A 25,808-nucleotide genomic window follows, 5' to 3' on the forward strand; every position below is an offset into this window, starting at 1 on the left:
CTCCTTACCCTGGAATCTGCACTAGCAAACTCGGTTGCGCCCACTTTCTTTCGCTTCATATAGGGCTTTGTCCGCTCGCTCAAGTACAGTCTGAATTGCATGTTCCGGTGCTGTTATATTTTCAGGCTGCATTACTGCCACACCGACCGAAATAGTAATTTGACTCACTGTAGACTCTACATGCTGTCGCATTGCTTCTGCGACATCAAGTGCATGCTCTTGAGACGCTCCTGGCATAACTACAGTAAACTCTTCTCCACCAAACCTTGCGACTAAATCTTCTTGTCTTCTTAACGTTGTTTGTAGGGCATGAGCTACTTCTTTCAAAACATTATCACCGGCTAAATGACCATTGGTGTCGTTATAAGACTTAAAGTGGTCAACATCGATTTGTAAAAGCGATAATGGTTTTCCACTGCTCATACAGTGATGTACGGCTTCACCAAGAAATTGATCAAGTCGTCTACGATTAGCGATGCCGGTTAGACCGTCCACATTCGCCATAGACTCAAGTTTCTTATTAGCATTCGCAAGGTCTTGGGTTCGTTCCTCCACCATGTCTTTTAAACGCCGTTTTTCGAGCGCTAACAAACGCGTCCGGCGACGAATGAAGTATTTAACGACGAGGAATAACATTGCGATGATAAGCAATACAGCGAGAGCGCGTATCCACGTATTGTCATACCACGGAGGCTGAATGGTAAAGTTAAGCGGTACCGTTTTCGTAATCTCGCCGTTGGGCGAAAGTGCTTTTACCATAAAGGAATAGCTACCTGGGGATAAGTTAGAATAGGTAATTCTCGTGCTTCTATTCCACTCACTAAAATGATCTTCGTATCCTTCCAAACGCGCACTATAAAGTGTTTCACCAACGGCCGAAGAATTAGGCATGGCGAAGTTAAATTGCAATGCAAACCTGCCTGACTCGAAGTTGTAATTCTGATTGAGCTCCAGTCGTTCAGCCGAATCGCCTTTAATTTTCACAATACTATTCATGCGAACCGGTTCAGTATTAAAGCTTTGCTGAGTCGCTTGCGGTTGCAATGTAACTAATGCTGAATGGCTACCTAACACCACATATTGTGCGTAAGCGTCGTTTACAAATAGTGTGGTAATGGCCCCGGGTAGCAAGCCATTAAATTGAACGTTTTGCCATTTTTGTAGATCTGGATCGCCACCATTGAAGTGATATAGATAATTGAAGCTATAAGCCCAATAGTCGTTGTTTACACCGCCTTCTATTCTTACCGCTTGCTCAGCTTCTAGCGCTTCCCAAAGTCCAGAACCTTCGGGTGTGGCAGTACCGTTTTCCCAATTATAAAGACCTTTGGCAGTACTTATGACGAGTTGGCTGTCAAACTGAGAGAGAATAGCCTCTCGCGCCAAGCCATAACTTATCCCGCTCTCTTCTCCCACATAGTGCACACGTGTCACCATCGAGTATGACTCGTCCAGTGTGACCTCGATAACTCCTCGATGTGATGTGCCAAGTAATAGCGTTTGTGCATCAAGCTGCGCAATAGAATTCACTAACGTACCCGGTTCGGTCCACTCCAATGTTAAACCGTGAACCGGGTGCCAAATCGCTAAGCCCAACTCTGTGCCGACAAAAGTATAATTTTCTCGAAACTTCGATTCTTGAAATAGGCGCGGATATAACGTGGCGTGGGTTAACGGAGTTAAGCCATCGTCGCTGACTTGTTGTATTTGATAACTATCAGCAAGAAGAGCGTAGTCGCCATTGAGCTCCATGAGGTCCCATGCTTCGTGATTGGTCCAACTGACCTTTTCGAAATGAGGCACCGGCTCGCTAATAAGTTCAAACACGCCTGCGCTGGTGAGCGTAAACCAGCGGTCGTGCCAATTGCGAATATTATGAACCCGACCTCTAATACCGGTTTGCGGACCAATAATACGCCACTGGGACGGCCATTCAATGCGAACAACATCTTGTTCTGCTAGCGCATAAATAGCATTGTTGAAGCCGCCCGCAAGTTGCAAAATGGTGTTGTAGCTTACGGGAAAGCGCTCTACATTTTGGGTGTCCCAATGGAAAATGAATACCGAACCTTCCTTGTGTGCCAAAGCCACTTGTCCGGGCCCTACCTCTGCGACATCATAAAATTCGTCGCCGCTTGGAAGTTGATCTAGGTTAAATAATTGAGGAACTAGGTAGTTATCCTGTTCAGGTTGATAAGGGTTATCTACATGAAGCCATTGGCCGCTACGCGTATTGGCAAGCCAACCGTCTTCCCCTAAACCGACCAAATCATAGATATGCTCGTGCCAAAGTGAGTGTTCACTTACTAATTCAAAATTTCCTTGGCGATAATGTGCTAGGCCTAACCCACGGTATTGCACATAAACTTGATTGTCGAAAGCGTTAATGGCGCCGAAGCGTCCTTCAAACTGCCACACAGACGTAGCGCCTGTGTTTATGTCATAGCGAAATAAGTCCCGAACAGCTTTAAAATAAACAGCGTCTTCGGTCACCAGCAAATCCCAAATATCGGCATACCCAGCCGTGCGTAATGACGTAAATTCTTGCGAAAGGTCATGAAAGACCAGTTGCCCCGTGGTGTCTGGCTCAATATAGCCAAAGCTGTCGTAACCGCCCACGTACATACGCCGATCCTTACCCGCGGTTAACGAACGCACAAGTTTGCGATTGGGAGTGGCAATGAAGGTCCAGTTCTCACCGTCGTAAACCTTAATGCCGGTATTTGTTCCTACATATATGAAGCCTTCGTTACCCACGGCAATCGCGTGTGATTCGGGGTGACTATTCATATTCGACTCGAAGTTGCCGATGGGGGGAATACCAATGGATAGAATAGGATTAGTGTGATGGCTAGCAAAGCTTGCAGCGGGAAGCGCGGAAAGTAGGAGCAAACATAGAAGCCATATACGACGCACAGATACACTCTCTTTTGTATGAAAATTATTCAATATCAAAAGTTAGCACGAGTTTTGCGGTGTGGGAAGTTACCTAAACGTTTTCTAGTGGCGCTTATTCCGGCTTCTCAATCGGTAGTAATGCGGCATCAAACTGCAAAATATACTGTTTGAGTTTCGCTTTGTCGTTTTCATTAAAGTTTTGCAGAATGGTAGCTGCAAGTTGAAAGCGCTCTGTGGTGACTTTGTCGATAAGCTCAACGCCTTTGTCTGTTAACTTAATCCAACGCTTACGCCTGTCATGCTTATCTTGAGCTCGAATAAGCAACCCTCGTTTGATAAGCCTGTCCACACAAGTGGTGAGTGCGCCACTCGTTAATAGAATTTCTGACAAAATGTCGTTGGCTATAGCCGCATAGGGTTGGCCTTTGCGCCTTAAGCAAGCTAATAGGTCGTGTTCATTATTTAGTAATTGGTACTTCTTTAATGCTGTTTGTCCTGTGCGCTCAATACGTCTGACTACGCCAATTAGAACACCCAGTAACGCTGCATCTTCAACCGGTAAATCAGGTTTCTCACGGCGCCATTCAGACGCCATAAAGTCTGCTAGTTCAGGGTTTTCGTTGGCTTTAGTCATTACAGCTCCTAGCTTGTTCTCGCTGCATAGGGAAACGTGCGCCACCCATAGCTACTGCGAAAAGTTGAGGCTGATTATTGTGCCACTCTATTGCAAAGCTATCGAGCACTTTAGGGTCGTGAAATAGTGTGGTTTCGTTTTCAAATAAAAGCTCTTGCGGAGCTTGCTCTGACGCCGGATCATTCAAATAAATGCCGTTCGCGTCGCACGTTAGAATAAGGGTTTGGCCATTAACCAACAACGTGTAATCGCCAGCAATTTGCTCCGCTATATACGGTTGGTATGCGATAGCTTGACGGTTAATTTCTTTTGGAATAGGTACGGCTTCTCCTGTAAAAATCCGCTTCATGTCAGAAATCACATCGGTTATGGGAACAGCTGTTGTATTGGCAAGCATCACGAAAGTAAGTTGTTGGTTGCTGTCGTGATAAAGGTAACTACGATAGCCTCTTTTGGCTCCGGCATGCTCAACAATGCCGTTGGAGCGAATATCTGGCGATTCGATTTGGCGTACAAACTGGGCAAGGTCTTGAGCCGTCGAATAAAGATCTCCGCTTTCGAATTGCAGAAACTTATAGCGTTCAGCCGCAACCGCGGTGTCGCTTTCTGGATAATAGTAACCTTGCGCATAGTTATCTTGCTGGAAGGCTGCATTCGCATTCATAGTTCGAGTCAGTGATAACGGTTCGAAAACCTCAGCCCTAAAAACTTCATTTGGGTGTTGTTCAAACCATTCTCCAATCGCTATATCGATAAGCAGGTAACCAAAGTTAGAATAATAAAACTCTTCTCCGGGCGCAGTGCGTAATGGCTGAGAAAGAATCAATGCTTTCGTTTCTTCTAGCGTGTATGGGGTGTCGCCGAACTCATGCGCTTCTCCTCGGGGTAAGCCACTTTCGTGATTGAGCAACATGCGTAGGGTCCACGCTGGATGTATATTGGCGCCATCTATCCACTCAACCAAGGGAATGTCTGCGAAACCTTCTACGGGAGGGTTTTGAAAGACAAGATATTGGTTCATGAGTTTACGCACAGAGGCAATATGGAACATTGACTCTGGGGTTACGGCGCCTCGAGTTGGAAAGTCTTGTGCTTGAAATGCTTTGTTAACTAATACTTCGGAGTTTCTAGATAAGTAAACTACGCCATTAAACTTTGATAGGTTAGCCAGTGCTTCAAAGTACTCAACAACATCTGTAGTTGTCTCTTGTTCGGAGTTCTCGCTTAGCTCAGGTTGTGGATTGTTGCACCCTGAAAGTAACGCGCATAAACCAAACATGATAAATATTAATTTCAAATCACGGACGAACATAAACACCTCAATATCTTTGTGTAGAGATAATTTATCTTTACATAAAGATATTGTCAATGCTGACGTTTACTTTAAATAAAAGCGTGAACCGCGTTCCATTCAGTTTGGCTAAAGGGAATAACCGACAGCCTATTGCCTTTCTGTACCAGTGGGTTCTTTGCGAGGGCAGGAATAGACTTTAGTTCATTTAGCGTAATAACTCGTTTGAACTTAGCTTTGAAGATTAAGTCGACGGCACTCCAGCGGTTGCTCTCAATATTTTCTTGCGTGGGGTCTGGGTAAGCCTCTTTCACAACCTCCACTGTTCCGGCGATGCCGATTGCTTTGCAGCTGGAATGGTAAATAAAGACGCTATCACCAACCTTCATTTCTCTCATAAAGTTTCGAGCCTGGTAATTTCGTACTCCGTCCCAGCAAATCGGCGACTCTGCTTGTCGGGCAAAGTCGTCGATGCTGCACTCATCTGGCTCGGTTTTCATAAGCCAATACGCCATGTGTTGCTCCTTGAATAATTAGCGCGCTAAATCGGGGAGCCTGGCGGTAACTCCGCAGGAGCAAACGCTTCAGGCCACTCTTGGTCTATAAGTGCTTGATTCACCAATCTTGCCAAATAAGCACTAAATGCACTGCTCTCATAACGCCAGCTATCGGCATCGTCGGCAAGCTTATCTGCGGAGTGACGAAGTACCTGTTGCAAGGCCGCGCGCACTTCTGGTGCCGTGTTTGAGTTCATCGATGTTTGGAAAATTTGATACGCAGTCACATAAGCGGTGCGCTGTGAAATCGGGTCTTTTACGTCTTCTAATGTATCCCAAGTTGCTTGCAACGCCTGCCTAGCCACCTGTGCAGGTGATGGAATGCTTGCGTCATTTGCGTGTTGCCACTGTAATCGGTTCAGACGCAATGGATGGAACAAAAGCTGTAACGTATGGTTCGCACTCGCTTCTGCAATCGTAACTGGGTCGTTAAATAGCCCCATTCGTCCTGGGAAGTCTTCTCTAGAGTCATACGAGCCATATGCATTGGGCACAAGTAATTGTTGAACCGACTGAGGAATAGTCAAGAAGTCGGTACCTAAAGTGTTCAATAGCGCGTCAATCGCTGCTTGTTGTTGCTCGCTGCTCACCATGGTGTGATCGACTGGCTGCTCACCCGTAACGTAATAGCGGTAATGCACACCCGCTACTAGTTTAGCTGCTGCCTCCACCTGATAACGGTGTAAATAGAACATCGGCACTAACACATGCTCTAAGTCACTAAGCGGTTGACCTTCGGCTATATTGCTAAGGCCGAATTGATTAAGTACTTGGCTACGAATGTTCACCAAACGGTTTAATTCGTCGGTGGCATTTGCGCCGTTATTCCATAGGTGCGCGGTAGGGTGCCCACCATGAGCTGCCCGTGCGTCACGGTCAGAAATGAAGTGCAGGTCTTGCTCACGCGCTTGTTCAAGCAACGAAGTAAGTCCACGACGTTCTGTTTCTTGGTCTGCAAACTCACTATACGCATAAGCCACTGTGAATTTGTCCCATATACCCATACCTGTTGCGTAAGCATTTTGCAGCGTAACTTCGCCTTGCTCATTAAGCTCGATGAGAGGGTGTGGGTAGTCCATAACAGACGCACGGTTTTGCGAGTTCGAAGCAAAGTTATGAGCAATACCCAGGGTATGCCCAATTTCATGTGCTGAAAGTTGACGAATACGATGCAGCGCAACTCGTTCAATTTCAGCTAGTAGGGCCTCGGTGTCTTTTTCTTCTGAAAATGGCGCTAATAATCCCTGGGCGATGCGCATGTCTTGACGAACGCGCAATGAACCTAAAGTTACATGACCTTTCAGTATTTCACCGGTACGTGGGTCAACTACAGAATAACCGTAAGACCAGCCTCGAGTTGCGCGGTGAACCCATTGAATAACGTTATAACGAACATCCATTGGGTCTGCGTCAGCAGGAAGATCGCGAATTTGGAATGCGTTAATAAAACCAAGGTCCTCAAAGGCTTCGTTCCACCATTCGCCACCTTCGATAAGTGCTGTGCGAACTGGCTCAGGAACACCTGGGTCAAGGTAATAAATAATCGGTTCAATTGCTTCACTTCGTTCAGCACTTGGGTTTGCTTTTTCCAAGCGATGACGGCGCACATACTGAGTGGTCATGTCTTGCTGTAGCGGTACTGCATAGTCTTGAAAACTGTTTGGGAACAAGCCGCTGTTTGGGTGGAAAGCACGTGGTTCATAATCTTCTGGCGGTAAGGCAATAAACGAGTGGTGTAAATGAACCGTAAGCGCAGAACTGTCAGGGGTTACCGAGCGCAAGTAATAGCCTGCTTGGCTTCCAGAAAATGTGACTTTAGCTTCTAATTCCGTATTGCGTGGGAACGACTTGGTACGCTCTAGCCACAACACTGAGCGTGAAGGGTCAACACGAAATTGTCCTTCATTCAGGCTTTGTAAGCGTGTGCTAATGCCATGAATGTCGGTGTATAAGAATGGTGTGTAGTCAAGCAATACCCGGCCATCTGTTTTAGCGACAATGTCGAAGCCAAATAATGTCGACTCGGCGAAGGCTTCTTGCACGCTAAGACGCTCTGCTTGGTTTTCGGTAATTGCCCTATATTGTGTATTTTTCTCAATGAGTAATGCTCTTTCCCCATGAAAGCTGAAGTGAGCAAGACGCGTTGCGCCCAGTTGCCCTCGGTCCAGGCCTAAATCGTTTGAACCTACACCTCGGGGAAGGCTACTTTGAAAAATAAATGCACCGGCATTTTCAGGTACTTCGAGGTATACCCGGTCTTTTGCTTGGTCAACATAAAGATTAAAAAAGCCTTCTCGTCTTTCTAAGCTTTCCGTAAATTCTTCTATGCTCTGCTCTTGCGCCTCAGCTAACGGCATATTAATGAGCAGAAGGCAGCTTAAAATGAGTGTAACCAGCGGTAATTTAAATAAAATGCGCATCACGAAGTACCTTTTTGAATTGTTATCAAGGCAGTATCGCTAAATTTTGTAGGGAATAAAACCGAATAGGTTAAAAACAGCAAGGGCGCTTTTAAAGCGCCCTTGGATATTCACGAAATTCGAAATTTCGTTTAGTCGAGTAAGTCAAAGCGGTCAGCATTCATAACCTTGGTCCATGCTGCCACGAAGTCTTTAACAAACTTCTCTTTCGCGTCACTTTGAGCGTAAACTTCTGCAAGTGCACGAAGCTGCGAATTTGAACCGAACACAAGGTCTACGCGTGTTCCTGTCCACTTCACTTTACCTGTAGCGCGGTCGAATGCTTCAAACTCTTCAGCATGTTCATTGGTTGGTTTCCACTCAATTCCCATGTCCGTTAAGTTCACAAAGAAGTCATTGCTTAACACGCCAGGTTTGTCAGTGAATACGCCATGTTTGCTACCTTCATAGTTTGCGTCTAGAACGCGAAGGCCGCCTACAAGAACCGTCATTTCTGGTGCTGTTAGGGTTAACAATTGTGCTTTGTCTAACAGCATCTCTTCTGCACGAACCGTAAACGCTTTTTTCATGAAGTTCCGGAAACCGTCTGCTTCTGGCTCTAGAACATCGAATGAGTCCGCGTCAGTTTGTTCGTCTGTGGCATCGGTACGACCTGGTGTAAACGGTACTTCAATATTGAATCCGCCTTCTTTTGCTGCAGCTTCAACTGCTGCTGAGCCACCGAGTACAATTAAGTCTGCAACAGACACCTGTTTGTTACCTGATTGACTCGAATTAAAGTCTTTCTGGATACCTTCAAGTGTGCTGATCACTTTCTTCAATTGCTCTGGTTGGTTTGCTTCCCAGCTGTTCATTGGCGCTAAGCGAATACGAGCACCGTTTGCACCGCCTCGGCAGTCAGAGCCGCGGAACGTGGAAGCAGAAGACCAAGCTGTGTAAATCAACTCGCGGTTGCTCAAACCTGAATCTAAAATGGTTTTCTTCAGGTTAGAAATGTCGCTACTGTCGATTAAGTCGTGGTCTACCGCAGGAACCGGATCTTGCCAGATTAGGTCTTCTTCAGGAACTTCTGGACCTAAATAACGAGCTTTTGGCCCCATGTCCCGGTGCGTAAGCTTAAACCAAGCACGCGCAAATGCGTCTGCAAATTCTTCAGGATTCTGCTGGAACTTCTCTGAGATCTTGCGATATTCAGAGTCTTCTCGCATAGCCATATCTGCAGTTGTCATCATGATCTTGGTTTTAATCGAAGAATCTTCGACGTCCGGCGCGTGATCTTCGTCTTTCAAGTTCTTAGGAACCCACTGATGTGCTCCGGCTGGGCTTTTTGTCAGCTCCCAGTCGTAACCAAATAGCACGTCGAAGTATTTTCCGTCCCACTGCGTTGGCGTTGGTGTCCATGCACCCTCTAATCCACTGGTAATGGTGTCTCTGCCTTTACCTTTACCGTGGGCGTTTCTCCAACCAAAGCCTTGTTCTTCAAGTGGAGCAGCTTCTGGTTCCGGACCTAAGTTAGAATCAGGTGCGGCGCCGTGAGTTTTACCAAAGGTGTGACCACCAGCAGTAAGCGCAACTGTTTCGTAGTCGTTCATTGCCATGCGATCGAAGGTGTCGCGAATATCGCGGCCAGAAGCTACAGGGTCGGGGTTACCGTCAGGCCCCTCTGGGTTTACATAAATAAGACCCATTTGAACGGCAGCTAGAGGCGCTTCTAGGTTACGGTCGCCAGAGTAACGAACATTACCTAACCACTCGTCTTCAGCACCCCAATAGATGTCTTCTTCTGGTTCCCAAATGTCTTCACGGCCGCCACCGAATCCAAAGGTTTTAAAGCCCATAGATTCAAGTGCAACGTTACCTGCAAGTACGAAAAGGTCAGCCCAAGAAAGGCTATTGCCATACTTTTGTTTCACCGGCCATAGCAAGCGGCGAGCTTTGTCTAGGTTTCCGTTGTCTGGCCAACTGTTTAGCGGTGCAAACCGTTGGTTACCCGTAGACGCACCACCACGACCGTCGCCAGTACGATAAGTACCTGCAGCGTGCCATGCCATACGAATCATGAAAGGACCGTAATGACCATGGTCTGCAGGCCACCAGTCTTTTGAGTCGGTCATCACCTCTTCAAGGTCTTTTTTAACAGCCGCTAAGTCGAGTTTCTTGAAAGCTTCGCGGTAGTTGAAGTCTTCACCTAGTGGGTTCGACTTTTTGTCATTTTGGTGAAGAATTTTTAAATTCAGTTGATTTGGCCACCAGTCTAAATTTTTTGTGCCGGTAGAGCCCATGCGAGTATTCGAGCCATGCATTACAGGGCATTTACCTAATGCGTCTTTCTTGTTGTCCATAGTTTTCTCCAGTTTGTGTTTACTCTTGAATAAGAGATTTACGACACGGATTAACTTCGCAAGAAAACTATAGACCCTGATCGGACTTTTTTGCACAAGCTATTTTCGAATAGCCTAATAGATTTTGTCTATACAGAAGTGCAGTTTGTAATCGGTTATTGCGTTCCTACTGCGCTAACTCCCAGGACAGTGGTGCCGCAGCCTTCAGCGGCTCAATGCTTTGCGTTTGAATGGCTTGCTCCAACATCCGTGGTATTTCGTTTCTAAAAGGGCTTAACTCGTTCCAAGCGGCTAAAAATTCGTCGCGATCTTGGCGATCGGACTCGATATATTGGCGCAATAGTGGCCCTACAATCTGAAACCCGTGCATGACACGCTCGGCCTGCTCTGCTTCAAACGCCAAAATGCGTTGTAATGTTTCTGGGTTAATGTTGCTAGGCTGATACACCGGAAAATTCTTCTCTATAAAATAAGACTCGTAATCTTCATCAGCCTTTGCAGCCGCGCTGGTCCATTGCTGAAAGTCAATTTTGTTCAAAATGGTGCTGGTATTTGGATCAACAATAAGCACCGTAGGCGTTCCGTAAAACGTTGGTAACCCAAAAGTTTGAGTAATGCCATAGCCGGCCTCTAAGTATCCTACATCTACACTAAGCACTTGGTAATTTTGATTCAGTTGTTGATGAAAATCGGGCCTTGAAAAGGCTTGAGCTAATGCCTGGCTATCGTGGCACCACTCTGCACCAAGTACCAATAGCATTGGCTTACTCGAGTTTATTGCCGCCTCTCTTGCTTCATGTAGCTGCTGCATAGAGGCTGGGTGTTGGCTGAATTGAAAGTCTGCATGAATATCTGCCTCATTCGCGGCAGATACTGTTGGAGAAATACCGGCGACTGTGACGAAAAGCAGGGCTTGTAGCCCTGCGATAATGGTTTTAAAAGCTTTGCTCATAGCGCTCTTGTTCTTGGTTATCTAGACTTTCTTCGACGTTTCCAACTTTTGCGTTTTAGCCACATGTACGTTCCAGAAACAGCTAAAAGAAGTGGTATAACGCCAACAAAGCTCCAGAGTATTTTTATCGGCATGCCTGCAAATGTACCAAAGTGAAGGCGCCTAAAGCTATCTAAAGTTTTCATACCGACACCCTGTTCATTTAAATTGTAGGTGCTCTGGTATTCGCCGGTCCATGGGTCGTAATTGGACACACTGCCATAGTTGCTCAGCAATGGATTTGCGGTTGGTGCGCGACCAAATACAGTAAACGGTAATTCTGGCTCAAACGGAAACAATAAATATGTAGGCTTAAAGCCTTCTATTTGTTGCTCACTGTCTGCTACTAAAGCATCGATATTCAGTTCCGAATTATAAAGCCGATCCGTCATAATATGGTGTTGCTCACCGCTACCGTGCTCTTTCCATTCTTCATAATAAATAATCGCGCTGTAATAGCCGCCGGTAATACCCAATACGAGTAATACTGGAGACGCAAAAGTACCGAACATTTTGTGTAAATCACTAAACACCACAAGCAAGCGTTGGTTCCAGCGGAGTGTGAAGAAACGAAGCCAGAATTTCCGGTAGATGATTAGACCGCTGATTCCCATAAAGACTAAGAAAACAGCCAATATAAACGAAACAATAAGACCTAAATGCTCGTCTACGTACGGTAAATCATTCAATAACAGTGTGTAGTGGAGCTCAACTAGCCAATCTGTTAGGTAATGGCCAGACTCGGTTGGACCCGCCTGAAGCTCTCCAGTGTAAGGGTTTAAATAAGCTTTATGCCACTCATCTGTACCTTTCTTTATGACGAATACACGATCGGCTTCGTCGTGACCTTCAGGAAATATCTCCCAGCTGCCAATTTCATAGTTCGGTAGCTGCTCATTCACTTCAGCGGTAAGTTCAGTGAGTGGAAGCCTTGCTTGCTCTGTAGGCTCTAGAGTGGCTATTTCAGGCATAAGCCACGCGTCTAGCTCCTTTTTAAATACAATAATACTTCCGGTTAGGCAAATAACGAGAAAGGGGACCACTAAAATGATCCCCGCCCATCCGTGCCATTGATGTAACTTTTTTCTAGCACTCATACTCGATTAAAAACTCCAAGCAATCGACGCTGAATAGTTGCGTGGCGCACCGTAGTATCCTTGCGCCCAAACCAAGCTATTGATGTACTTTTTGTCGAGTACGTTGTTGGCATTAAATGACAAACGTAAATTGTCGTTCAATTGGTAACTAGCCATTAGGTTTAAGCGTCCATAAGCACCTTGTGTAGTTACAATCGTTTCTCCTTCGTTAGCGTAAAAGTCGCCAACCACGCCTTGCACTCGGCTAATGGTGTCTTGCCACTGGAAGCTAGCACCTAACTTCAACGCTTCAATGCTTGCAGGGGTATAGGTCATGCTGGCGCGGAACAAATTTTCAGGCGTGTAATCTGCAACCATGTCGTCACCGTCGATATTAAATGACGTCAATGACACGCTCGCTTGTAAACCACGCGTTAATTCACCCGCAATTTCCATTTCTACACCGCGGCTACGCACACCGTCTGCTGCACGGTAGATAGTTTCAGGAGCATTGGTTTCTGGGTTTACAACCGTACCATTCGCAACAGCTAGGTTTTCTTGTTCAACATTGAAAATAGCTCCCGAAAATAGAGCTTTTCCGTCAAATAGCTCTGTTTTAACGCCTAGTTCGGTATTTTTACCCGTTAAAGCAGGCAGACGCTCAAAATTCTCGTCTTTCTGGTTCTGCGCCATAAATGTTTCGGTGTAAGAGGCATATACGGTGGTTTCCGGGCTAAACATGTGGGTAAAACCGATATAAGGGATAAACTCAGCGTCATCGCGGGTTTCGTCTACGCCATAACCTACACCTTCGGTTTCAAACTCGTTGTAGCGACCACCGATGAGTAAGTGAGTATCTAATGAGAGCGCTAAACGAGCCTGCGCATATATTGCCCGTTGGGTGTTGTCGATAACACTGCCAGCCAAGCCGTCAGTAAATTCTGGAAACGGAGTATTACCATTCCAGTCTTCAAGCGCAGGCATAGCAGGGAAGCCGTTGCCTGTATGGAAGTCGTATAAAGACGTGTCTACATAATCTAAGCGAGAGTAGTTTGCGCCGACTACAAATTGATGTGACTCACCGAAAGCGTCGAACATAGTGGTTAGATACGCATCAAAAGTGTCTTGTTCGTCGTCTAAGTCGTACTCACTACCATAACCAATTAATCCTAAACCGGTGTCTGGGTTTAATCCTTGGTTTGTGTCTGCAAGGTAGGTGTAGAACAACATGCTGTCTTCGTCGGTACGAACACGGTTGTATGCCACGCGAAGCGTGGTGTTTTCGCTAAGTACTGACTCTACATCAATAAAGCTACGTTGCTCTTTAACGTTCCATTCAGACCAGTCGGCAGCAATGTTAGTTGAGCGATCAAAGTTCGTTGGTGTGCCGTCGCCATAGTGAAGGGTTAGCGCACCCCACATATTTCCGTCAGTTTCACTGCGGTGCTCGCTATGACCAATCGTAATGAGCGTATTCGTACCTGGCGCGAAGTCGATCACACCATAAATTACTTGCGTTGAGTTCTCGTAACGGTCGAGATAAGACTCAGAGTCGTCGTTCACTAAAACAACCCGACCACGCAAGTAGCGATTAAGTACACGGGAAAAGTCTGCTTCTGCGCGCTGCCCGCTCCAAGAGCTTGTAGTAAAACTCACTGAGCCAGAGTTTTCAGCCTGTGGGCGCTTACGAACCATGTTTACGGTTGCGGCAGGGCTTCCCACACCAGTCATAATACCGTTTGCGCCATGCACAATTTCAACACGCTCATATAGCGCGGTGTCCATGCGGCCATGAGAGTTACTATTAATAAGCGGAAGACCTAAACCGTCGATTTGAAAGTTATTGAGTTCAAAGCCACGAGAAGAGTAGTAAGTGCGGTCAGTTTCAACTTGCTCAACGTTAATCGTAGCCGAGTTCTCTAGCAAACTGTTGATGTCGTTAAGTTGAAAGTCTGCGATACGTTCGCCATTGATCACTGAAACCATTTGTGGCGTGTCTTTCATATCTAAATCGAGTCGTGAACTAGACTGCTGGTCTTGCACACGGTAGCCAGACTGTTGCTGACCACGAACCTCGATATGTTCAATAGTGTCCTCAGTACCTTGGTCGGCTGCAAGCACAGCAGTTACCGGTAAACCAGCCACAAATAATGCAAGTGTCAGGGTTGAAAACTTACCCACGATAAACTCCTCAACAGATTAGTTAGCGAATATTTTGCGAATGATAATCTAAATGCAAATTATTCTCAACACCGTTAAGGTCTGTTTTTTGAATGCTGGTTTTAGTTGTTTTAATCCTCTACGAAGCGTTGAAATGCCTCGCTTAATGCGCCGATGGAGTCAAATTCAAGAAATGAAGCAAGGTTTTCAATATCCGAGTCGGGCTGTGCGTAGCGAATAAGTTGCTGACGTTGTTCTGGGGTTGTGCGGCTAAAAATGAAGTCGCCAAAATGTGCAGACTGCAGATAAAAGTGGATCAATTCATTGTCGTCGGTGGTAAGGCGAATGGTTTGCTGGCTGCTTCCGTTGCCTTGGCGTGCGGCCAATATCGCTGCAACTCGAGCTTCTATTTGTGCATAAACGGGGTGTTTGTTTGTAAGGTATTGCTCTAACGGTGTAATGGGAAAGTCCTGGTCTCGACGGCTTTGTGCTACATCACCTTGTTCACATGCGACTGCAATTGTTTCGTCTAGCCAGTCGTTAATTTGGCCGTGCCCGTATGCAGGAATTTGTCCGCCGCTAGTTTGTGGAATGCCCTGACTGGTCACATAGTCGATAAACCATAGATGACAGGTTTCGTGTGCAATGATTGCGGCGAAGGTGCGGTCTGGCCCCTTTTTTGCGGCTAACGTTTCACGAGAAAGCGCTAAATGACGAGAGCTTTGAAGCTCCGGCAGTGAGCCTAAAGTAGACTGACTATCGCTAATAAAAATATCTATTTTTTCAGGGGCTACAAACCAGTCTGTAAAGGTGCGCTCTGCCTCTAGTAGGTTGGCACGGATTTCTGAAGCATCTTCAATGTCGTGGCTGAGCAAACGAATAGAGTCGTTTTCGAAAACGGTAATCCAGTCGCTTTCTTGCTGGGGAACACTTAAAGCAGCGGTTGAAAAGGAAAAAATAGCCAACGTGATGATCGATTTAACAGTATGCATGGAATAGCGTCCTTGAATATTGATTGAATATTAGTCGCTTTTTGAAACATTTTGGTTCAATTGAAAAATGTCAGAATTCGTCAAGCAGTGCTAATCTGTTGGCGTTACTCAAATGGAGAACGCATTTATGTTAGACACGTTGAAATTACATGAAAAGCTCGTGTTATTAGCTCTGCACGGCGCAAAAGGCCGACTTCAGGTAGGCTTCCTACAGTATGGAATTGCAGCGTCTATGCTTGCAGAGCTTCTTTTGGAGCAGCAAATTGAGTTGACTGAAGGTAAAAAGAATATCGTTGTGTTGAAAGAAGGCGCAACCGCAGACGAGCCATTGCTAAGGGAAGTTATAGAGAAGCTTAGAGCGTCTAAAAAAAATAGAAAGTTAAAGCACTGGGTAACTAAGCTGGCAGCTATGAAAGGCTTGAATCACCGCGTGGCTGAAAGTTTGGCCGAAAAGCATATTGTTGAGAAAGAAATTCATAAAGTTCTTTGGGTTTTCAAAGCGCGCCGCTACACATCACAGCAACCTCGAATAGAAGCCCAGCTTATTCAAGACATACGCGACACTATTATGAAGCCGTCAGAGAATACAGACCCGCGTATGGTTTTGCTTATTTCTATCGCTAAAGCGCTTAAGATCCTTGGGAAAGCGTTGAGCAAGAAAGAGTTAAAAGAACACAAAGCAGCAATCGAGAATATCGCGAAAGGCAATCAGTTCGGTGAGCTGACTAAAGAAATCATTGCTGCCATTGAGGTTACCGTGATTATAGCGGCAACCGTGCCGGCAATTTCTGCTGCGACTGGCTGATTTGCGTTAAGCCAGAAACGTTCAGCTGTTCACTGAGCGGAATTCTGGCTGGTAATGAAGGCAAAAAGTTTTCTGGCAGTAAGAGGCTTACTGAAATAATAACCCTGTATTTCATCACAGGTGAGTTCAGTAAGTTTCTCTAGCTCTTCTTTTGTTTCCACTCCTTCAGCAATAGTTTTAACGCCGAGGCCGTGAGCCAGATCGATAATACTGCGAGCAATCGAAATACCTTTGTGAGATTTATGTACATTGGTCACAAACGAGCGGTCTATTTTTAATTTGTCTATACCGAAACGCTGCAAGTAGCTAATTGACGAGTGCCCTGTTCCGAAGTCGTCTAACGCTATTTTGAATCCTTCGGCGCGCAAAGCTTGAATAGTCTTTAAAGCTTGCTCTGGATGATGCATTGCCAAAGTTTCGGTTAATTCCAGCTCAATTTCATGAGGCTCTACATTTAGCGGCTCTAAGTTTGCCAATAACTTATCGATAAGCTCGGGGTCTTCAAAACGCACGGATGACAAATTAATAGACAGTTGGAAGTCTTTTAAACCTTGCTCTTTCCAATCATGTAGCTGCTGTACGGCATTTAAAAATACCCAGCGGTCTATATCGCCTATGAGGCCGCCCATTTCTGCAAGCGGAATAAATTCTCCAGGCGGCACAACGCCAAGCGTTGAAGACTCCCATCGCACTAAAACTTCCGCGCCAAAAGGAACGGTTTCGTGAGTTCGTACTTGCGGCTGGAATACTAAATGAAATTCGTTCTTTTCAATGGCGAAATTTAACGCATTAAGAATTTGAAGCTGTCGGTTTGCTTCTTGTTGTAACCGTGGTTCAAAAAACTGGAAGTTATTTCGTCCGCTTTGTTTTGCGTGGTACATGGCTGCTTCTGCCGAACGCAACGTGTCTTCCACCGAGTGAATGACCTTTTTGTATAAATGAATACCGATAGACGCGGTGACCACAATGACTTCTGCGCTTACCTTTATGGGCTTGCGAATGGCGGCAAGCAATTCATCGGCAATTTGCGCTGCCTCATTTGCTGGAGTTTCTGGAGCAATGCCTGCGAAAACATCTCCGGAGAGTCGGAAAGCTTTACCATGATTAGCCATAACTCTTGCTACTGCTTCCCCAAGCGTGAATAAAACATGGTTACCCACCTCTATGCCTAATCCGTCGTTTACGAGTTTGAAGTTATCTAAATCAATATAGAAAACCGCTCCTTGAGGCTCTTTTAAGTTGCCATAGGTCGACTCAAACGCGTTGCCATTGGGTAGCTTGGTGATTTCGTCGTAATAAAAAAGTTGGTCTACACGGGCTTGGCTTTCTAGTAGTTCGGTAACGTCGGGTTGGAAAGAAATGTATTTATAGGTTTCGCCTTCTTCATTGTGAATGGGGTAAATCGTAGCTCGTTGAACTATCTCATTACCTTGCGCATCGACATTAATGATGTCGCCTTGCCACATGGTTTTGTTTACTAATTTTTCCCACATATCTTCGTATATTGCAGGTCTGTTTTTTGCCGAGGCTACTATATTGGGGTTTTTCCCTAAAAGCTCAGGCAGGGAGTAGCCAGAAAAGCGAGAATAAGCTTGGTTTGCATATTCAATTTCGGCTTTGGTATTGGTAATTAAAATAGGAATAGGACTTTGGTCAACCACCATAGACAGCGTTCTTATTTCTTCCAACTGTTGAACTCTGTCTGAGATATTTCGTGCGACAACGAGGTATGTAGTTTGTTCTCCAGGGGCGCTTTTATTTAGTGCTACGGAAGCTTCCACAAAGTACTCGTGGCACAGCTCAAATACACTGCGTTTACTTTTACCTGAACGAAATGCTTGAACCATTGCTACTTTCAGTTGCTTTCCTGCTTTGTCGGGAAGTATTTGAAAAATATTTTGACCAAGCGGGTCCTGGGGTATTAAATCAGCCGTTTCATGGTTCGAATAAATGTGAATAATTTCTCCGTCTTTTGTAATTTCAAAAACAGAGTCTGGCAGGGTGCTGATAGTGGCTGAAAGTTGATGTTTAGCTTCGGCAAGAGACACGTAGGGCAGCGTAACAGCCTCCACAAACACAGCTCGATATAAAAACAGATAAGCAAATAATTTAAAAACATGTCCGAAAAGATTGAAAATATCAGTTACGTCGGCGTATAGCGTGAAGAAATATTCACTAATAATGACAATCAAGGCTACGTTAAGTAGTGCGCTGTTATTTGTGCCCGTTTTTCGGTTTTTTAATGAAATAAAAAATAGGGTCGCGGCGCATGCGTTGATAGCAATAAGCACATACTCGAAGCTTTTTTTGAAGAAAGTAAGCCCGGTGGTCGAATCGAACGTGTCAGGGATAAGTTGTGGTTGAAATAACACCAGGTAAATAACGACCAAGCTCAGAACCAGCATGCTACTGAGTAACTTATAACTATTAAACTTGGGTATTTTTACCCATGGCGCAACCGCCAAAATAAGTAGAGCAATCGAGCCTGCTAATCGAGCGGCCAACCAAAAATTGATTGCTTTCTCGGGCCCTGCAGGAGTTACAAAGTTAGGCATTCCCGAGTAGGAAAGGGTGTGGCAGAAGTCTAAAATCGCCACCACTAGCATTAAACACCCCATCACAACCAAATTGTATGACTGGGTGAACCTACGGGTATTCCAAACCACAGAAAATAAAAGTACGGAAACCACCACGGAGCTAATTTCAAAGATGGTATGTAATTCAAGAAATGCTGGCTGAATGGAAAATACACCGCTAATTTGAGCCACAAAGCCAAAAGCTGCCACAACTAACATAATTAAAAAGAGCGCGCGGCTTTGTTTAAAATCTTTCCTATGAGAAGCGTGTATGTTCAAGGGTTAGGTTCCCGTGCTCAATTTCATTACTAGTTGTTAATGCTACCAACAAAAAAGCACTAAAGAGTTGATATAAATCAATCCAACAATACTCAAAGTAAATTATATTATAACTGATATTATTGAAAGCTAATATAAATACTTGGTCGTATGCCATGACTAACCGAGATTTCGAACAACTCGCGCAAGATAACCATCTCATATTGGAAGGCGGTAACGTCGGAACTTGGGTGTGGAATGTACAAACTGGGGAAACGCGTTTTAATGAAGCATGGGCCAATATTATTGGTTATACACTTAGTGAAATTTCTCCTGTTTCCATTGAAACTTGGATGAGTTTTGCCCACGAAGAAGATCTCGAATTGTCCAACCAAAAGTTGCAAGAACACTTCACTGGAAAAACCGAGCAATATGTTTGTGAAGCACGTATGAGGCACAAACAAGGCCACTTAGTTAAAGTGCTCGATAAGGGTAAAGTTTTCACATGGGACAAAGACGGTAACCCCGAATGGATGTACGGCATTCATGTAGACATTACCGAGCAGTGGGAAAAAGAAAAAGAAATAGAGCGGCTAAAGCAAAAATTAGAGCTATTTACCGACAATCTTCCTGGTTTCGTATACCAATACAAAATCGATAGCCAAGGCAATGCATCCTTTCCATTTGCATCTGCGAAAGTTGAAGAAATATATGGCTGTAAGCCAGAACAGATTATAGAAGACGCCTCTATTGTAATGGATGTGCTGTCGCCGAAAGACCGACACAGAGTAGAAAATAGCATTTCTAAATCGATGCAGTATTCTCAAGATTGGAATGCAAGCTATCGTGTGAACCATCCGCAAAAAGGTGAGATTTGGGTAGAAGGGAAATCGACACCACAGAAAATGGAGGACGGCTCTGTTATTTGGCATGGTTATTTACACGATGTAACCGAGGAAATGCGCCAAAGAGAGCAGCTGAAATTAATGTCCGCCGTATTTTCTGCAACAAACCAATCGGTCATGATAGCGGACAGTTCAGCGCGAATTACTGACGTAAATAAGGCCTTTGAACACCTCACAGGGTATAGCAAAGAAGAGGTTGTGGGTAACAACCCTTCCATGCTTTCTTCGGGTCGCCAACCTAAATCATTCTACCAAGCAATGTGGGCAGAAATTACCCAAACGGGCCATTGGAAAGGGGAGCTGTGGAATCGGAAGAAGTCAGGTGAAGCCTTTCCGCAATTGTTGACTATCGACGCTTTGATGGGTGAAGACGGCGAAATTACGCACTACATTGGCGTGTCCAATGACATTTCGGAGTTGATTGCAAAGCAAGACAAACTTGAGGGCTTGGTGCACGAAGATCCACTTACGGGCTTGTTGAATCGTAGGGCGCTAGATAGAGAACTAGAAGAGCTTATTAGTAGCGAAGCTTACCGCGAGGATAAAGAACATTTGTCGGCGGTTTTATACTTTGACTTAGATAACTTCAAGTCGCTGAATGATCATGTGGGACATGCTGCTGGTGATGATTTCTTAGTGGAGTTAGCAGTTTTATTGAAGTCAGAGTTACGTGAAAGTGATGTGTTGTCTCGTGTGGGTGGTGACGAGTTTGTCGCTGTAATCAATGGTGTTAAATCTAAAACCTTCATCGACGAAATTGTGAAACGTTTTGAAGACGCCACCCAAAAACTGGCTAAGCAATATAAAAGCCCTAAGCCAGTGGGTGTTAGTATTGGAGTAGCTTATTACCCGGTAGACGCAAAAACTTCCAAGGCACTTTTAGAACTTGCAGACCAACGCATGTACGCCATTAAAAAGGCTCACAAAACAGAGCTCACTGAGTAGCTACACTAAAGCCATTTTTCCAAACCTCATGCGGTGTTAAAAACACACTTAGGTCGGTTAAAGGTGAACTGTCCAGTACTACGAAGTCTGCCCGTACACCGGGTTGAATAACTCCTCTGTGTTCTAACGAAAACGCCTGCGCTGTATTTGCAGTTGCAGCTCGGATAACCTCTGCCGCAGGCATGCCAGCTTTTTGTAGCATGAGCATTTCAGTAATAAGTGACCAACCATGAGCAGTATTTGGGTTGGGGGCGTCGCTTCCCGCTAGAATAGGAATACCCGCTTCATGCATTTTGCCTGTTGTCTCAAGCAGGTTGTTATAAAAATGCGCAGGGAATTGGTTATCCGCTCCAAAGCTCCGTTGCAATGTGCTTCGTGCTGATCTTTCTATAGTTAATGAGTCATTAGAATACAAAACCTCTTGGTTCAACTCATCGCGAAGCATGCCCTCGTATACAATCATGGTAGGAATAACAAAGGTACCGTTTGCTTGCATGAGGCTAATTAGTTCGTCTGAAACTACTTGGTCAAAAAAACTATGCACTAAACCGTCTGCTCCGGCTCTCACTGCGTCTAATGCTGAATCATGGTCTGCAATGTGAACAATTGCCAGCATGTCGTTAGCATGTGCTGCCTCGATTACTGCGGTTAGCTCTTCCAATGAAATAGAAGGTGCATGTTGGTATGTCGAGGTTTCGCGGGTGTAAACAATTTTAATAAAGTCGGAACCACTCTCTATACGTTGCTCGACAAGTTGCTCTGCTTGGTCTGGCGAACTCATGGTTGGTACCGAAATTCCATATTGGGTGCCGTGTCCATCTGGCGCGGTAACTAAAAGCCCTGCACCAAAAATATCAGCATTGTGGGTGTACTCGGAGACTTCGCGTTGGGCTCGGTGTTGCATCAAAAAGTTGGGGTCGCCAAACATATCAACAACAGTGGTTACACCGCGAGAAAGGGTTTGAACTAAAGCGTTGCCCCACGCATGAACGTGAGCGTCTATTAACCCTGGAGTTACCCAGCGGCTTTGGCCATCGATGTGAACTAAATCGCTATCCGGCATCGACTCGTGCAATGCGTAAATATGCCCGTCTCTCACTTCCATGAACTTTTCCTGGATAGCATCACGACCATCGAAAATGTGAACAGGTCCAAGAATAAAATTATTTGATTTCGCATCCGGAGTTGGGTCTGGTGTTGGCAGTAATGCGAAAGCCGAAATGAACACTGCGAGTACTGCAATAATGAGAAAAATCTTTTTCATAGTTCATCCCTCCTTATTTAGACATGCGCTGAAAGCGCCACGCCACAACAGCAAGCATTGCCGCTGAGAAAGCCACTAAGTAAGTAACATGCAGCAACAAGGATTGCCCTTGGTCAGTACCAATCACTGCGTGTGCGAGCTGCGAATAATGGTAAGCAGGAAGCCACTGAGCAATAGTGCCAACGAAGTCTGGAAGAATAGAAATAGGCATCCAAAGGCCTGAAAGGAAAGCCATCGGTAGGTAAATCAGGTTAACGAGCGCTGGCGCAGCTTTATCGGAAAGGCACAGGCCTAGTAATAAGCCAATGAGTGCAAATGGAAGCGTGCCCAAAAGTAGAATGATGAATAAACTAACCCATTGCCACGGCCACAGTTGCACGTTCGCAAAGACTGCCGAAACCACAAACAGAATAAGAGCGATACAGGCTGCAAAAACCAAACTACTGAAAAACTTAGCCACAATATATGCAGATAGCGGCATCGGAGACGTGCGCTTTAAAGTAAGCCATCCGTGTGCTCGGTCGCTAGCCACCGCCGTCGCATAATTGAACATGGAAGGCCCCATCATGCCAAAGCATGCGTAAGACACCAGCATGTATTCGGCGTGCCCCGAACTCATATTAAAAACAATGCCAAAGAACACGTAGAAAACCACTGGAAAAAGAATGGCGGGCAAGAAAAATGCTGGGGTGCGCCATAAGCTTAACAAGTCATAATAACTTTCTTTGAGGTAGATATTTTGGTTATGCATGAGTGGACTCCGAAGTGCTGGTTTCACGATTTTGGGTGATAAATTCAAGGTATGCGGACTCTAGAGAATCATGTTCGCCAATCACTTCTTGTAAGGTTCCCTGCTTTAATATGGAACCATCACTTAAAATGGCTACGCGGTCTGCTAAGCGTTCAGCCTCCTCTATATAGTGAGTGGTAAGTACAATGCTGGCGCCTACTGCTTTTGCTTGTTCAACTTGCTGCCAAAGTTGGAACCTAGCTTCAATGTCCATTCCCACCGTCGGTTCGTCTAAAAACAAAAGATCAGGGTTGCCGGTAACAGCAATCGCAAATAGCACTTGCTGGCGCTGTCCGCCGGAAATTTTGCCGAATTTTTGCTGAGCGATATTTTCGAGTTTAAATTTTTCGATTAATTTCTCCGCGCTTAATCCAGTCGGGTAATAGCTAGAAAACAAATCGAGTTGTTCATAAACCTTTAGGCTTGCGTTCAATGACCCAACTTGCATCATCACGCCTATGCGGCTTTTAAGGTGTTGCGAGCGGGTATGGTTGGCCTGTTTTTCACCTAATATTTCCAAACAGTCTGCTTGATAGGTATGAAGTCCAAGAACGCTTTGAATGAGGCTAGTTTTACCCGCACCATTTTTCCCAAGCACGGCTAGTACCTCGCCGGAATTAGCTTGCAGGTTTACTTGGGTAAGTGCGTGTTTGTTTCCATAAGACTTATTCAGGTTTTTAATATTCAAGCTCAGTGTCATCTTTCAGGTCCCATGATGTGTGATGGGAGAACTTTAACGATCAGGGTTTAACTTCGGCAGTGTCGTTTGTCAGCAATGGTTCATGACATTTGTCACTAGAGATAGGGGCAATAAATCTTCATAATGAAATTCGATTTATTGTCAGGTGCAGCTATGACTGAAGAGCAAACTGATCCTAACCAAAAGCACGGTTGGATTTACTTATTTAACCTGGGTTTTTACATCTTGCCTATGGTGTTGTTTCCATATTCCTGGGAACAAATAGCGGTTCTTTCGGTTGCGTTAGTTGCATTTGTTGCCCTTTATTTATACTGCTTTCAACTGCCTCCACAACGCATGTGGCTTCCTATTATTGGCATGTTTGTTATTGCTTGTTTGGTTACACCACTTAATTCAGGTTCTATAGCTTTATTTAGTTATGTTGGCTTTTTTGTCGGTTTTGCTTATCGCTGGCGTATCGCTTTATTTGCTGTTATTGGCGTTATTGCAACTATGGCCATGTTTCATTTCTGGTGGGGCGTTGGCTGGGACCTATTTATTCATTACGGCTCTGTAATCGTCATAACGGTAGCTATTTTTGGACGCGTAGAGCGGTTACGGCAGCGTTATGCGCGTGAGAAGCAGCGCAGCGAAGACGAAATAGAAAGGTTGGCTAAAAATGTAGAACGGGAACGCATAGCCCGAGATCTACATGACATCTTGGGGCATACACTCTCGAGTATTATTCTGAAATCGGACTTAGCGAAAGCGCAGTTAAGTAAGCAGCAATACGCTGAAGCGGAGCAACAGCTTGCGGAACTCAGTGATATAGCGCGGCAAAGCCTGTCTCAGGTGCGGCAAAGTGTGTCGGGATACCAGCACGGTGGTTTAGTACTTGAACTGAAAAGACTTGAGCACAGATTACATGACGCAGGATTTCAAACCGCGATCAGTGGTTTGCCGCCGCAAATTGAAAAGACTCGAGAAACCGCGCTCGTTTTGGCACTTACCGAGCTTGTTACCAATATTATTCGACACAGCAAAGGGCAAAACTGCGAGATACATTTCGACGAAACTTCAGATACTTATATGGTTCGCGTTGTTGACAATGGTGAATGCGAAGGCGTTAAAGAAGGTAATGGCCTGTCGGGCGTTTCAAAGCGACTAAAAGAGCTGGGTGGTTCGGTAGACATTGCCAATAATCGCGGTTGTGCTGTTACGCTTATGCTCCCTAAACAAGCCAGGGAGGCCGTATGAAAATACTACTCGCGGAAGACCAAACGATGGTGCGAACTGCGCTAGCAAGTTTATTGAGACTAGAGAGCGATTATGAGGTTGAAGAAGCTGAAGATGGCTTAATTGCTCAGCAAAAATTACTGCAAAGCGAATACGACATCGTACTCACAGATATAGAAATGCCAAACATGACGGGCTTGGAACTCGCGAGCTGGTTGGTGAAGAACAAGCCTGAAGTCAAAACAGCCATAATTACAACGTTTAATCGTGCGGGATATATCAAAAGAGCTTTAGACGCTTCAGTGCAAGGGTTCTTATTGAAAGACGCTCCGATTGACGTGTTGGTAAGTTCACTGAAGCGTATTGCCAATGGCGAGCAAGTTATTAGCAACGAGCTGTTGCTCCAAGCGTTGGGCCAGGAGGATCCCTTAACGGACAAGGAAAGAAAAGCCCTTAAGCTTGCGGGTGAGGGTATGTCGACCCAAACCATTGCAAAAGAATTGTTCATTGCTGAGGGTACGGCTAGAAACTATTTGTCTGAAGCGATGAGTAAAATGCACGCGTCTAACCGAGTAGAAGCCGCCAGAATTGCACACCAAAAAGGCTGGCTCTAATTTAACGGAGTTTATACTGGGTTGGACAATACCCGCGTATGACACCTTCCGGCCTTTTGCTTTTATGCTTCGTTACTCTGCCACTCACCCGAGCACGCCAGTTTTTGAAGGCTTTGGGCTTGAGTTCACGCCGCATGAGTTTAATGACCTCGGGTTCGCTAAGGCCGTAAAGTGCCTCAATGGCCTCGAAAGGTGTTCTGTCTTCCCAAGCCATTTCTATAATTCTAGATTGGTCTTCCTCTGAAAAACCTGACATTCGTATTCCCGGCTCTTTGAAATGTTTCAGTGTGCTTCCTATTACGCAAATTTTCTCAATTTGGTGCAGCAGAGGCTTTTGGAAATGTTTTGATCTTTATTGAAAAAATAAATGTAAAG

General features: G+C 45.2%; 19 protein-coding genes. 4 read left to right on the forward strand and 15 right to left on the reverse strand.

Features of this window, described 5'->3' with window-relative positions:
- Positions 1-21 precede the first annotated feature (21 nt).
- The 10 genes from EYQ95_RS08345 to EYQ95_RS08390 form a co-directional block, all read right to left on the reverse strand.
- Entirely contained in the window at positions 22-2,790 is a 2,769-nt protein-coding gene (locus EYQ95_RS08345; protein ID WP_132327478.1) for a GGDEF domain-containing protein, read from the reverse strand.
- Positions 2,791-3,010: 220 nt separating this feature from the next.
- Positions 3,011-3,532, reverse strand: coding sequence for a MarR family winged helix-turn-helix transcriptional regulator (locus tag EYQ95_RS08350; protein ID WP_111915499.1), 522 nt, complete (start codon positions 3,530-3,532; stop codon positions 3,011-3,013).
- Complete coding sequence (locus tag EYQ95_RS08355) at positions 3,525-4,844, reverse strand: serine hydrolase (RefSeq protein ID WP_111915498.1); 1,320 nt, start codon at positions 4,842-4,844, stop codon at positions 3,525-3,527. Before EYQ95_RS08355 ends, EYQ95_RS08350 begins: the two co-directional genes overlap by 8 nt.
- 71 nt (positions 4,845-4,915) lie before the next feature.
- Positions 4,916-5,338 carry an EVE domain-containing protein gene (locus tag EYQ95_RS08360; protein ID WP_111915497.1) on the reverse strand — a complete coding sequence of 141 codons (423 nt, stop codon included), beginning with the start codon at positions 5,336-5,338 and terminating at the stop codon, positions 4,916-4,918.
- Positions 5,339-5,364: 26 nt separating this feature from the next.
- Positions 5,365-7,800, reverse strand: coding sequence for a zinc-dependent metalloprotease (locus EYQ95_RS08365; RefSeq protein ID WP_111915496.1), 2,436 nt, complete (start codon positions 7,798-7,800; stop codon positions 5,365-5,367).
- 131 nt (positions 7,801-7,931) lie between these two features.
- A complete protein-coding gene (gene katG / locus EYQ95_RS08370; protein ID WP_111915495.1) occupies positions 7,932-10,142 on the reverse strand; it encodes a catalase/peroxidase HPI in 2,211 nt (736 codons plus the stop codon).
- A 166-nt stretch (positions 10,143-10,308) separates the two neighbouring features.
- Positions 10,309-11,094, reverse strand: a complete 786-nt coding sequence (locus tag EYQ95_RS08375) for a thioredoxin family protein (protein WP_111915494.1) — start codon at positions 11,092-11,094, stop codon at positions 10,309-10,311.
- Between the two features lie 17 nt (positions 11,095-11,111).
- Entirely contained in the window at positions 11,112-12,230 is a 1,119-nt protein-coding gene (locus EYQ95_RS08380) for a PepSY domain-containing protein (protein ID WP_111915493.1), read from the reverse strand.
- Positions 12,231-12,236: 6 nt separating this feature from the next.
- Complete coding sequence (locus tag EYQ95_RS08385; RefSeq protein ID WP_207916293.1) at positions 12,237-14,390, reverse strand: TonB-dependent siderophore receptor; 2,154 nt, start codon at positions 14,388-14,390, stop codon at positions 12,237-12,239.
- 110 nt (positions 14,391-14,500) lie between these two features.
- Positions 14,501-15,361 carry a hypothetical protein gene (locus EYQ95_RS08390; protein WP_111915492.1) on the reverse strand — a complete coding sequence of 287 codons (861 nt, stop codon included), beginning with the start codon at positions 15,359-15,361 and terminating at the stop codon, positions 14,501-14,503.
- A gap of 127 nt (positions 15,362-15,488) precedes the next feature.
- On the opposite strand from EYQ95_RS08390, the gene EYQ95_RS08395 reads away from it, so the two are divergent.
- Positions 15,489-16,166 carry a GPP34 family phosphoprotein gene (locus EYQ95_RS08395; protein ID WP_165924701.1) on the forward strand — a complete coding sequence of 226 codons (678 nt, stop codon included), beginning with the start codon at positions 15,489-15,491 and terminating at the stop codon, positions 16,164-16,166.
- Positions 16,167-16,195: 29 nt separating this feature from the next.
- Here EYQ95_RS08395 and EYQ95_RS08400 read toward each other — a convergent pair whose 3' ends face one another.
- Positions 16,196-19,021: an EAL domain-containing protein gene (locus tag EYQ95_RS08400; RefSeq protein WP_132327479.1), complete on the reverse strand. Its 2,826-nt coding sequence runs from the start codon at positions 19,019-19,021 to the stop codon at positions 16,196-16,198.
- Positions 19,022-19,176: 155 nt separating this feature from the next.
- Between EYQ95_RS08400 and EYQ95_RS08405 the strand changes: the two genes are divergently transcribed.
- Entirely contained in the window at positions 19,177-20,850 is a 1,674-nt protein-coding gene (locus EYQ95_RS08405; RefSeq protein ID WP_111915489.1) for a sensor domain-containing diguanylate cyclase, read from the forward strand.
- On the opposite strand, the gene EYQ95_RS08410 is transcribed toward EYQ95_RS08405, so the two are convergent.
- From EYQ95_RS08410 to EYQ95_RS08420, 3 genes are read right to left on the reverse strand one after another with little or no spacing between them, the layout of a single operon-like run.
- Positions 20,840-22,114: an amidohydrolase family protein gene (locus EYQ95_RS08410; protein WP_111915488.1), complete on the reverse strand. Its 1,275-nt coding sequence runs from the start codon at positions 22,112-22,114 to the stop codon at positions 20,840-20,842. The genes EYQ95_RS08405 and EYQ95_RS08410 overlap by 11 nt on opposite strands.
- A 13-nt stretch (positions 22,115-22,127) precedes the next feature.
- Positions 22,128-22,865: an ABC transporter permease gene (locus tag EYQ95_RS08415; protein WP_111915487.1), complete on the reverse strand. Its 738-nt coding sequence runs from the start codon at positions 22,863-22,865 to the stop codon at positions 22,128-22,130.
- Complete coding sequence (locus EYQ95_RS08420) at positions 22,858-23,604, reverse strand: ABC transporter ATP-binding protein (protein ID WP_111915486.1); 747 nt, start codon at positions 23,602-23,604, stop codon at positions 22,858-22,860. The genes EYQ95_RS08415 and EYQ95_RS08420 overlap by 8 nt, the downstream gene beginning before the upstream one ends.
- 123 nt (positions 23,605-23,727) lie before the next feature.
- On the opposite strand from EYQ95_RS08420, the gene EYQ95_RS08425 reads away from it, so the two are divergent.
- Together EYQ95_RS08425 and EYQ95_RS08430 are read left to right on the forward strand one after the other, a co-directional pair.
- Positions 23,728-24,840: a sensor histidine kinase gene (locus tag EYQ95_RS08425; protein ID WP_207916294.1), complete on the forward strand. Its 1,113-nt coding sequence runs from the start codon at positions 23,728-23,730 to the stop codon at positions 24,838-24,840.
- Positions 24,837-25,433 carry a DNA-binding response regulator gene (locus tag EYQ95_RS08430; protein ID WP_111915485.1) on the forward strand — a complete coding sequence of 199 codons (597 nt, stop codon included), beginning with the start codon at positions 24,837-24,839 and terminating at the stop codon, positions 25,431-25,433. The genes EYQ95_RS08425 and EYQ95_RS08430 overlap by 4 nt, the downstream gene beginning before the upstream one ends.
- A 1-nt stretch (position 25,434) precedes the next feature.
- Here EYQ95_RS08430 and EYQ95_RS08435 read toward each other — a convergent pair whose 3' ends face one another.
- Positions 25,435-25,689 (reverse strand): TIGR03643 family protein, encoded by a 255-nt coding sequence (locus EYQ95_RS08435; RefSeq protein WP_111915484.1) that lies wholly within the window; start codon positions 25,687-25,689, stop codon positions 25,435-25,437.
- Positions 25,690-25,808: the final 119 nt, after the last annotated feature.

The organism is Lysobacter sp. N42, from assembly GCF_004344885.1.